Source organism: Planococcus sp. S3-L1 (genome assembly GCF_030063085.1).
Classification (GTDB): domain Bacteria; phylum Bacillota; class Bacilli; order Bacillales_A; family Planococcaceae; genus Planococcus; species Planococcus kocurii.
In genome coordinates this window covers 23,983-35,596 of the sequence record NZ_JASISN010000024.1, presented here as the reverse complement: position 1 = coordinate 35,596, position 11,614 = coordinate 23,983, and the positions used below count along the sequence as shown (strand labels likewise).

Genomic DNA, 11,614 nt, shown 5'->3' with positions numbered 1-11,614 from the left:
TCGGGGTGAAACAAGTATGAAGGTATTGGTCATTGGAAGAGGTGGGCGAGAACACGCCATCGTCCGTCAGTTCTCGAAATCTGCTTCGGTCACTAAAGTTTATGCAGCTCCAGGCAATGATGGAATGCGGGAAGATGCTGAAGTCCTTGCTATTGATGAAATGGATTTTGCAGGTCTTGCAGAATTTGCAAAAGAGCAGCAAGTCGATTTTAGTTTTGTCGGACCTGAACAGCCTTTATCAGAAGGAATCGTCGACTTTTTTGAAGCCAAAGGATTGCGCATTTTTGGTCCGTCTAAAGTGGCTGCGCAAATTGAAGGCAGCAAAGCTTTTGCAAAAGAATTGATGAAAAAATACGGAATTCCAACTGCTGGCTATGAGACTTTTACAGAAACTGCATCAGCTATTGAATTTGTTCGTCACCACGGTGCTCCGATTGTCATTAAAGCGGATGGACTTGCGGCTGGGAAAGGTGTCGTTGTGGCAATGACGGAAGAGGAAGCTGTTTTTGCCATTAATGACATGTTAGAAGGGCAAAAGTTCGGAGACTCTGGCTCAAAAGTGGTTATTGAAGAGTTTTTAGACGGTGAAGAATTTTCGTTTATGTCTTTCGTTCATAGCGGTCAAATTTATCCAATGGTCATTTCGCAAGATCATAAACGAGCTTACGATGGAGATCGTGGACCAAACACAGGGGGAATGGGCGCCTATTCACCTGTTCCACAAATTTCACAAGCAATTGTGGATCAAACCTATACTGAAATTGTAGAACCTGCAGTTAAAGCGATGGCGTCTGAAGAAACACCGTTTAATGGCATCCTTTATACAGGTGTTATTTTAACGAAAAAAGGTCCAAAAGTGATTGAATTTAATGCGCGTTTTGGCGATCCGGAAACGCAAGTTGTCTTACCACGCATGAAGTCAGATTTCGGGCTATTCATGGATGCCATTTTAAAAGGTCAACCGGCTGAACTAGAGTGGGACGAACAAGCCGTACTTGGTGTTGTTGTTGCAGCTGATAATTATCCAGAGACTGTTAAAAAAGGTGCATGCTTACCAGACTTGACGAAACTCACTGGAGTGGAAGTAACTCACGCGGGAACTAAGCTGTCATCTGGCAAGTACGTTGGAAACGGAGGACGTGTGCTGCTCGTTTCAGCAAATGGTTCTTCTATTCAAGACGCTCAGAGAAAAGTTTATGAACAGTTGAACAGTGTAGAGTGGAACGGCTTTTTCTACCGGACAGACATTGGATGGCGTGCAAAATAATTTTATCTCACATTAATGGCCAGTAGTAATTTTACTGGCTATTAATGTCTAATTGGATCATCTAATATTCAAGAGAAAAAGCTGCTAAATTGAAGTTTATATACATATATGCTATACTGGTTGATGACACAAATTCGACAAGAAGATGTGTCATTTTTGTTTTATTGTCTGCCCAATAGGCAATGATTCTAAAGTTGAGGATTTTCAACAGCCCACTTTTACCTCTATATAAACTCCAGAATGACAAACCTATGAAGACCCCAGAAACAAAATTAGCAGGGCATTTAAAAATTGAAGGGAGACAAACTATGAATTGGTATGAAAAATTAAATCAGTATTTTCCAGTTGAAGAAATGAAGTCGAAAGAGCATATGGATGCATTATTAAAAGAAAAAGGGAGCGTCTACTACAAAGATGAGGGTCCTTATCATGTCTTAATGTATGCAGAATTCCCGCATTTCACATTTGTAGATTACTTGTTTGTGTCAAAAGAATCCCGTGGAATGGGTCTTGGCAGAAAGACTTTGCAGATGTTGAAAGACAAGAAAAAACCCATCATTCTTGAAGTTGAGCCAGTCAATTACGAAGATACTGACACGGAGAAACGTCTGCGATTTTATGCGCGCGAAGGATTTGAACATGCGTCATCTATTGGCTATTGCCGTCGTTCATTAGCAACAGGTGAAGAAAATTCCATGGAAATTTTGTACTGGACGCCAAGCGGTGAAACAGAAGAACAGATTTTCGAAGGCATGCAAAAAATGTACGAAGACATCCATACGTATAAAGATGAACAATTTTACGGAGAATCATATGATTCTGTTACGGATGTTTTGACTTTCCAAGAAGAAGAGAAAAAAGACGTTTTAAAACCTTTTAGCGATCCAATCAATAATCAGTAGCTGATAAAAAATCCACGCGCTATGCGTGGATTTTTTGTGTCCTGAGTAACTTAAAACATGCTTGTTTTTACAGGGAATAACTGTATTTCATTGTATAATTATGCTACGATATTAAGTATTGAACTAGTAGAAAGTAGGTGCCGGCAAATGGTAAATCCGTTATGGAAGAACACAGAGATTCGAAATCAGTTGAAGATTGTTACAAAAGAAATCGCGCCGGATCTCGTTTTGATAAATGCAACGTACCTTCACGGGATTTTTAAGAAATGGGTAACAGGTACTATATGGATTTCTGGAGATCGTATTGTTTATGCTGGGAAAGAAATGCCGAAAATTGACGATGCTACTGAAGTGGTTGATATGACGGATAAACTTATCGTTCCAGGATACATAGAACCTCACGTTCATCCTTCACAATTGTATAATCCACAAAGCTTTGCAGATTATGCGGCTCAAGGAGGAACGACAATGTTCCTTTCGGACAACTTAACCTTCTTTTTAGCGCTAGAAAACAAGAAAGCGTTTTCATTGCTAGATCAATTAGCGAAATTGCCATTTAGCTTTTATTGGTGGACACGTTTTGATTCGCAGACAGAATTGAATAATGAAGATCAGTTATTTACTTCCACATCAGTGGGCGAATGGTTAGATCGCCAAGATGTATTACTTGGTGGGGAACTGACGGGTTGGCCAAAACTAATGGCAGGCGATGATCAGATGTTGTATTGGATTCAAAAAGCCAAAATGGGCTTGAAAAAAATCGAAGGTCATTTCCCAGGTGCTTCGGAAAAGACTCTGGCGCGGATGAGGCTGCTTGGAGCTGATGGAGATCATGAGGCGATGACGGTAGATGAAGTCGAGATGCGTTTGCTTCATGGCTATGGCGTTACACTTCGGCATTCTTCGATTCGACCCGATCTGCCAAATCTTTTAAAAGGAATTGTCGAGCGAGAGTTAAACGTTTTTGACAAGTTAATGATGACGACTGATGGCTCAACTCCAGCCTTTCATGTAGACGGGATTATGGATTTGTGCATTAAAATTGCACTTGAGGCCGGTGTGCCACCGATTGATGCGTATATGATGGCGTCTTATAACGTGGCACGCTACTACAATGTAACAAGCTTGCATGGTTTAATCGCAACAGGGCGTTACGCCAATTTGAATATTCTCGATAGCATGGATAATCCGGTGCCATCTGGGGTTATCTCAAAAGGCGTATGGCTGAAAAAAGATGGAAAAAAAGTTCAATCTTTGTCGAATATCGATTGGTCGATTTTGCCTGACCTTGATCTTGACTATGAACTAACTGAAGGTGATTTCCAATTTTCGATGCCTTTTGGAATTGAAATGATTAATGATGTCATTACGAAACCTTATACGGTCAGTGTTGATACACATGACGCCAACTTATCAAAATCGCATGATGAAAGCTTTTTGATGCTTATCGATAAAAAAGGACAATGGCGTGTGAATACGTTGATTAAAGGTTTTGCACCGGGCTTGGACGGCTTCGCTTCTTCGTATACCAGTACAGGTGATATTATTCTGATCGGAAAAAATCGCGAAGATATGTGGCTTGCGTTTAACGAATTAAAGCGCATTAAAGGTGGTATTATTCTGACCGAAAACGGCGAAATTATCGAATCTCTGCCGCTGCCTTATGGCGGTGTGATGTCAAATCTGCCAATGGAAGAGTTGATTGATCAAGAGAAAGCATTAAAAAAGTCATTAAACGAACGTGGTTATAAGCATGGTGATGCGGTTTATACGTTATTGTTTTTGCAGGCAACTCATTTACCATATGTACGGATTACGCAAAAGGGCATTTACGATGTCATGAATAAAAAAATCTTGTTTCCATCATTTATGAGGTAAGCGATATGAAAAATTGGGTTTTTACGTTGCTAGTCCTCGGAGTACTAGCAGTATTTACTACAGGCTTTTGGCTGATTATGAAAAAGGATCCCACTGAAGAGCCAGTGGGGGACCAGGTTTTAACGACTGCTCCGTTCACGGGAGAACGGGCAGTGCCACCAACAAATAGCCGAACTGTCATGGCGGTCATTAATAATCATCCAGATGCCCGCCCGCAGACGGGGCTGACAAATGCAGACATGGTCTTTGAAATGATTGCCGAATATGATATCACGCGGTTTGTTGCGCTTTATCAAAGTGATTTTCCAGAAACACTGGGGCCAATTCGTAGTGCACGGGAATATTTTGTCCAACTGGCCGCGGCATACGATGGCTTTTTTGTAGCTCACGGCTATAGTCCAGATGCCAAAGTACTGCTAGAATCTGGAGTGGTTGATCATGTCAATGGTATCCAACATGACGGAACTTTATTTCAGCGATCATCTGACCGAGTGGCGCCTCACAACTCCTATATCTCAATGGAAAATGTTTCAAGAGCCATGAAGATTACGCAAGCTTCTACGGAATACAGTGGGAAATCGCTTTATTATTTCTATGACTCGTTCGAAAATGCTAAACTAGAGGAACAGGCTCTTTCGGTAAGTGTGGAGTATGGAACAAATGAGCTGTTTTTTAGTGACTATGCCTATGATAGAGAAACGCATTTGTATAGCCGGTCTTCCGGTGGCAAACTAACGACCGATAAAGAAACATCAGAAATTGTCGAAGTTTCAAATATTTTAGTGTTTGAAGCGCCTCACCAAACGATCGATTCGAAAGGGCGCCAATCCATTGATTTGACGAATGGTGGAGCGGCTTTACTTTTCCAAGCAGGAGGCGTTCGTGAAATAGAGTGGAGTTCACTTGATGGAATGCTCGTGCCAACTGCAAATGGAGAGCCGGTAAAACTAGTGCCAGGAAAAACGTGGATTCATATCGTTCCGACTGCCCCAGGAATAGAGCAAACTGTCAGCTATACGCATTGATGATCAGAGCAAGGAAAGGATGTTGAAGCTGCATGCAAGTCGACAAAATAAGAGGCCATCAGACAGATCAGTTGATTGAAGCTGTTTTGGCTTTAAAAGATAAAGAAGAGGCTTATCGCTTTTTTGATGATTTATGCACAATTAGTGAAATCCAATCGATGTCCCAGCGTTTGGAAGTAGCACATATGCTGCGCATGAAAAAAACATATGAAAAAATAAAGAACGAAACAGGCGCGAGTACTGCAACAATTTCTCGTGTGCGCCGTTGCTTGAACTACGGCAATGACGCTTATGATGGAATGTTGGAACGTCTGTATCCAGATGAAAAACCATTTGAACTTCCAAAAGACTGAACAGAGAGCCGACTCTGTTCGGTTTTTTTGTTATACTAAATAGATGATAACTGAGATAAAGTTAGGTGATAAATGGTGGATTTCAAAACATGGCAACATGTCTTTAAATTAGATCCGGCAAAAGAGATCACAGATGAACATTTGGAACGAATTTGCAGATCCGGGACTGATGCCATCTTGATTGGTGGCAGTGATCATGTCACACTCGACAATGTCCTTTGCTTAACAGAACGTGTACAGCGCTACGATGTGCCACTCGTGCTCGAAGTTTCAGCAATTGCCGCTGTGGCGCCTGGCTTTGATTATTATTTTATCCCAACGGTTTTAAACAGCGACAATCCACTGTGGATTAAAGGCCTTCATCATAGCGCAATTCGTGAATATGGCGAAATTTTAGATTGGGATGAACTGATTCCAGAAGGCTACTGTATTCTAAACGCTGACTGTAAAGCAGCAAAACTAACCGGAGCAAAAACAGATTTAACGACAGAAGATGTTTTGGCATATGCGCGCATGGCTGAACATTTTTTCCGTTTGCCTATTTTTTACTTGGAATACAGCGGTATGTTTGGTGACATGGAGTTAACAGAAAAAGTGAAAAGTGTTCTATGTGAAACCCGCTTGTTTTATGGCGGGGGCATTGATTCAGCAAATATGGCAAAAAAAGCATCTGCAATTGCGGATACCATTGTTGTCGGCAACATCATATATGAAAGTATCGAAAAAGCGATGGAAACCGTCGAGGCAGTTGCGGAAACGGCTGATGAATCGTTATACTAGTAAGAACAAATGTTCGAGGTGGTGCGAAATGGAATTGATAACAAAAAGTTTACTAAACGGAATGAATCCGGAACAAGCAGAAGCAGTCAAAACGACAGAAGGTCCTCTACTAATCATGGCAGGTGCGGGATCAGGTAAAACACGTGTATTGACGCACCGTATTGCTTATTTGGTGCTAGAAAAGCAAGTGTATCCATCTAATATTTTAGCCATTACGTTTACCAATAAAGCAGCGCGTGAAATGCGTAACCGGATTGATGGCTTATTAGGGCATGGAACCGGACAACGCATGTGGGCTTCTACGTTCCACTCAATGTGTGTACGTATATTGAGACGCGATATCGATAAGTTAGGAATGTCGAAAAGTTTTTCGATTTTAGATACGACAGACCAATTGACTGTTATTAAAAATGTCTTAAAACAACAAAATTTAGATCCGAAAAAATACGAACCGCGAACAATGTTAAATGCGATTTCATCTTCAAAAAACGAATGCATTGATGCATCGCAGTTTGCAGCGGACATGAATCAATTTAATCCGTACGAAAAAACAGTATCGGATGTTTATACAGCATATGAAAAACGCTTGAAGAAAAATCAGTCACTGGATTTTGATGATTTGATTATGACGACGTTGAATTTGTTTAATACCGTTCCTGAAGTATTGGAATACTATCAAAATAAATTCCATTATATCCATGTAGATGAATACCAAGACACGAACAACGCCCAGTATCAGCTGGTTCAAAAATTAGCGAGCAAATTCAAAAATATTTGTGTGGTTGGCGATTCAGATCAGTCGATTTATCGCTGGCGTGGAGCGGATATCACGAACATTTTGTCGTTTGAGAAAGATTATCCAAATGCGAAAGTCATTATGCTTGAGCAAAATTATCGCTCGACAAAGCGTATTTTGCAGGCAGCTAATGACGTGATTCAAAAAAACACCAGCCGCTATCCGAAAGAATTGCGGACTGATAACGACGAAGGTCCAGCAATCACTTTGCATAAAGCAGGAGATGAGCGACAGGAAGCACAATTTGTTGTTCAAACGATCCAGCGGTTAATGGAGGAAGAACAATACAAAACTTCTGATTTTGCGATTTTGTATCGTACGAATGCGCAGTCACGAATTATGGAGGAGATGTTCGTTAAATCGAATATGTCTTATACCATCGTTGGTGGAACAAAGTTCTACGACCGTAAAGAAATTAAAGATTTACTGGCGTATCTGCGCTTGATCGCCAACAACGACGATGATTTGTCTTTAGCTCGTGTCATCAACGAGCCAAAGCGTGGAATTGGGGCAACTTCATTCGAGAAAATGGCACGTTTTGCGATTGAACAAGATCGTACGATTATGGATGCATTGCAAGAAGCTGACTTTATGGGGTTAACACCGAAGACGGCACAGACAGCTTTGGAATTCCGCGCGATGATCGATAGTTTTACGCAAATGCAAGAGTATTTATCCGTAACGGAATTGGTAGAAGAAATACTGAAGAAATCGGGCTACCGCCAAATGTTGCAAAACGATAAAACCATAGAAGGCGAAAGCCGTTTAGAAAACTTGGAAGAGTTTTTATCCGTCACGAAAGCTTTTGAAAAGCAAAGTGACGACAAATCATTAGTCGCTTTCTTAACCGATTTAGCATTGATTTCGGATATCGATTCATTAGATGACGAAGAAGATGCAGACGGCCCGATTATTTTAATGACGATGCACGCAGCAAAAGGATTGGAGTTTCCTGTCGTATTCATCATTGGACTGGAAGAAAACGTCTTTCCGCATTCGCGATCAAATAACGATGACGAAGAATTAGAAGAAGAACGTCGTCTTGCTTACGTAGGCATTACGCGTGCGGAACAGCGATTGTATTTGACGCATGCTTCTTCACGCACATTGTTTGGGAAAAGTAATTTCAATATGCCTTCACGGTTTATTTCGGAGATTTCAGAAGAGCTGATTGAACAAACACGAGCGCACCATCGTGCTGGTGCTGCAACCAGTTATCGACAAGTACCGAAACGACCCGCTGTAACGCGTCCTAGCTATAATCAGTCAGGCAGTGAAAAGTTGGGTTGGAAAACGGGCGATAAAGCAACGCATAAAAAATGGGGTACCGGAACGGTCGTTAGCGTTAAAGGCGAAGGCGAACAAACCGAACTTGATATTGCCTTTCCAAGTCCTGTCGGCATTAAACGTTTATTGGCGAAATTTGCGCCGATTGAAAAAGTATAATCGGGAGGAAACTAGATGGATCGCTTAAAAGCAGAACAACGTGTAAATGAATTAAACGAAATGCTTCGGAACTATGGTCATGCTTATTATGTACTCGATAAACCGGCCGTTCCGGATGCAATATATGATCAATTACTGAATGAATTAATCGACTTAGAAACGCTTTATCCTGATCTGGTTTTCCCAGATTCACCAACTCAACGTGTTGGCGGAGCACCACTTTCAACTGTCGATAAAGTCACGCATGAACGTCCAATGCTCAGTTTATCTAATGTTTTTGACGAAAAGGATTTACATGAATTTGATAAACGAGTACGCAGTGGTGCAGGTGATAAGATTGAGTATGTTTGCGAGCTGAAAATTGATGGTCTTGCGGTATCACTGTTGTATGAAAACGGTAAATTCGTCAAAGGAGCAACACGCGGAGACGGTCGCATTGGTGAAGATATCACAGTTAATCTGCGAACCATCCGTACTATCCCACTCAAATTAAAAGAAGCCGTCTCGCTTGAAGTGCGCGGCGAAGTCTTCATGCCCAAAAAATCCTTCCATGCCTTGAACGAAGAGCGTGGTGAACGAGGCGAAGAGCTATTCGCCAATCCACGAAACGCTGCGGCAGGATCGCTACGTCAATTGGATCCTAAAATTGCAGCGAGCCGAAATTTGGATGTTTTTATTTATGGAATTGGTGGCGACGGGGAAACATATAATTTATCAAACCACGATGAATCCCTTGATTATCTTGCAGGTCTCGGCTTTAAAACAAATAAAGAACGCCGAGTGTGTACGACTGTTGAAGAAGTATTGGCGTATATTGAAAAGTGGACTGACAAACGAAATGACTTGCCCTATGAAATTGACGGCATCGTCATTAAAGTCAATCAATTTTTATACCAGCAAGAACTTGGCTTTACAGCGAAAAGTCCAAAATGGGCAACAGCTTATAAATTTCCGGCAGAAGAAGTAATGACGACTGTACGCGATATTGAATTGAGTGTTGGGCGAACGGGAGTTGTGACACCAACGGCGATATTAGATCCAGTATCGGTTGCAGGAACGACTGTGCAACGTGCTTCTTTGCACAACGAAGATTTGATCAAAGAAAAAGATATTCGAATTGGCGATAAAGTGATCATTCGAAAAGCGGGAGACATTATTCCAGAAGTCGTAGCTGTCATTCTTGATCAACGAACTGAAGAAGAACTGCCTTTTGAAATGCCGACTCATTGTCCGGCATGTGATAGCGAGTTAGTTCGCATCGAAGGAGAAGTTGCGCTTCGCTGCGTCAATCCGCAATGTCCGGCACAAATCACAGAAGGACTCATTCACTTTGTGTCACGTAACGCGATGAATATTGACGGGCTTGGTGAAAAAGTGATTGAGCAATTGTACCGGGAAGGCTTGGTTCACGACATTTCTGATATTTACAAGCTAACAAAAGAACAATTGCTAGAACTGGATCGCATGGGTGACAAGTCTGCATCCAACTTAGTAGCAGCGATTGAGGCTTCTAGAAGCAATTCGATGGAGAAATTGTTGTTTGGTCTGGGTATCCGCCATGTTGGCGAAAGAGGAGCGCGTATTTTATCCGAACATTTTGGAACGTTAGCACAATTAATCGCAGCAACAAAAGAAGAACTAGTCGAAATACATGAAATTGGCGAAAAAATGGCGGATTCTATCGTGATGTATTTTGATAGTGAAGAAGTTCGTGCATTGGTGGAACGTTTGCACGAAGCGAACGTCAATCTAACTTATACGGGTACACGAGTACGTATCGAAGAAGGTGCAAATGCATTTGCAGGAAAGAAAATTGTTTTGACAGGTAAGCTGGAACAAATGACTCGTCAAGAGGCTAGCGCTCAAATTGAGGCGCTTGGAGGCAAGCTGTCAGGCAGCGTGAGCAAGAAAACAGATTTGCTTATTGCAGGTGAAGAAGCAGGTTCAAAGCTCGATAAAGCGCGCGAGCTTAAAGTAGAGATTTGGGACGAAGCACGTCTCGTTGAGGAATTGAACAAATAAGGAGATTTTAACATGAAGCGTATGTGGTGGATTCCAATCAGCTTGCTGCTGCTAACGGGATGTGTTCCTTCCGAGACCGATGAGGAAGCAGAAGTAGTAAATGAAAAAGAAGAAGTAGAGACGGCGATTATTCCAAGCATGCAGCTGGATGATCAATATTATCGTACGCTTCTGCCATATAAAGAAAGTGCCACAAGAGGGAAAATCGTTAATCGCCTAAATTCTCGTTACGATATTGTGGAGACAGAAAATGGGTTGTTGCGCTTGTCGCAAAAACAATTTTCGCCTGACGATTATTATTTCCAGGAAGGGCAGAAAATCACGGATGAAGATGCCACTTCCTGGCTACAACGCACCAGTACAGACAATCCAGCAGGTTTAAATGCTGCGGACAAACGAACTGAAGAGCAGAAAAAAGCAGGTGAACGTGCGCCTGCAGAAATACTGGCACACATTACCGAACAGAACTATTTAGTGAAGACGGATGAGGGGAAAATTCGGCTTGGTGGTATCTCAATAGGTCTGGCCTTGAATACGATGTATTATAGCTCTGAAGGCGGAATGTCCTACGAACAGGAAATTCCTCAAGCACAAATCGGAAAAGAAGGCAAGCGCATGGCCGACGAAATTGTTAAACGCCTACGCGAAAAAGAAGGACTAGCGGATGTACCAATCGTAGTAGGACTTTTTAAACAAAACGCAGGAAATGCAATGGTACCAGGTACGTATTTTGCTTCTGGTGCTGCACCGGGTGGCAAACAAACTGTTGCCAACTGGAATGCAGTAAACGAAGCGTATGTGCTGTTTCCAACTTCAGGTTCAGATGAACGTTACCGAGACATCGATACGGCTTTTCGCAATTTCAAACAAGACGTGGAAATCTACTTTTCTAATTTTACAAGTGTAATCGGGACAGGTTTTTATCAGAACAATGAACTAAAAGAATTGAAAATTGAAATCCCTATCCAATTTTTTGGAGCAGCTGAAGTGATTGGTTTTACACAATACGTGACTGGTTTAGTGGCAGAACATTTTCCTGAAAATGTATTAGTTGAAGTTAGTGTTACTTCGACTAACGGTCCAGAAGCATTGGTTTTGAAAAAAGCGGGAGAAACTAAACCGTTTGTTCACATTTACGAATAATT

The 11,614-nt window shown here is 41.7% G+C and carries 9 protein-coding genes; all 9 read left to right on the top strand.

The annotated features are described in order from the left end of the window. The first annotated feature begins 16 nt into the window (after nucleotides 1-16). The 9 genes from purD to QMF37_RS16080 all read left to right on the top strand — a co-directional run bounded on the left by purD (nucleotide 17) and on the right by QMF37_RS16080 (nucleotide 11,612). A complete protein-coding gene (gene purD, locus QMF37_RS16120; protein WP_071153252.1) occupies nucleotides 17-1,267 on the top strand; it encodes a phosphoribosylamine--glycine ligase in 1,251 nt (416 codons plus the stop codon). 308 nt (nucleotides 1,268-1,575) lie between these two features. Then, a complete protein-coding gene (locus tag QMF37_RS16115) occupies nucleotides 1,576-2,169 on the top strand; it encodes a GNAT family N-acetyltransferase (RefSeq protein ID WP_058386944.1) in 594 nt (197 codons plus the stop codon). A 147-nt stretch (nucleotides 2,170-2,316) separates the two neighbouring features. Beyond that, complete coding sequence (locus tag QMF37_RS16110; protein WP_283478866.1) at nucleotides 2,317-4,047, top strand: adenine deaminase C-terminal domain-containing protein; 1,731 nt, start codon at nucleotides 2,317-2,319, stop codon at nucleotides 4,045-4,047. 5 nt (nucleotides 4,048-4,052) lie between these two features. Further along, a complete protein-coding gene (locus QMF37_RS16105) occupies nucleotides 4,053-5,072 on the top strand; it encodes a DUF3048 domain-containing protein (RefSeq protein ID WP_283478865.1) in 1,020 nt (339 codons plus the stop codon). Nucleotides 5,073-5,104: 32 nt separating this feature from the next. Next, nucleotides 5,105-5,425, top strand: coding sequence for a YerC/YecD family TrpR-related protein (locus QMF37_RS16100; protein ID WP_008432175.1), 321 nt, complete (start codon nucleotides 5,105-5,107; stop codon nucleotides 5,423-5,425). A 75-nt stretch (nucleotides 5,426-5,500) separates the two neighbouring features. Then, nucleotides 5,501-6,205 (top strand): heptaprenylglyceryl phosphate synthase, encoded by a 705-nt coding sequence (pcrB, locus tag QMF37_RS16095; protein ID WP_071153255.1) that lies wholly within the window; start codon nucleotides 5,501-5,503, stop codon nucleotides 6,203-6,205. 28 nt (nucleotides 6,206-6,233) lie between these two features. Further along, nucleotides 6,234-8,447 carry a DNA helicase PcrA gene (gene pcrA, locus QMF37_RS16090; RefSeq protein ID WP_058386049.1) on the top strand — a complete coding sequence of 738 codons (2,214 nt, stop codon included), beginning with the start codon at nucleotides 6,234-6,236 and terminating at the stop codon, nucleotides 8,445-8,447. 15 nt (nucleotides 8,448-8,462) lie between these two features. Beyond that, nucleotides 8,463-10,469 carry an NAD-dependent DNA ligase LigA gene (gene ligA / locus QMF37_RS16085; RefSeq protein WP_071153256.1) on the top strand — a complete coding sequence of 669 codons (2,007 nt, stop codon included), beginning with the start codon at nucleotides 8,463-8,465 and terminating at the stop codon, nucleotides 10,467-10,469. Nucleotides 10,470-10,481: 12 nt separating this feature from the next. Then, nucleotides 10,482-11,612 (top strand): CamS family sex pheromone protein, encoded by a 1,131-nt coding sequence (locus tag QMF37_RS16080; protein WP_071153257.1) that lies wholly within the window; start codon nucleotides 10,482-10,484, stop codon nucleotides 11,610-11,612. Nucleotides 11,613-11,614 lie beyond the last annotated feature (2 nt).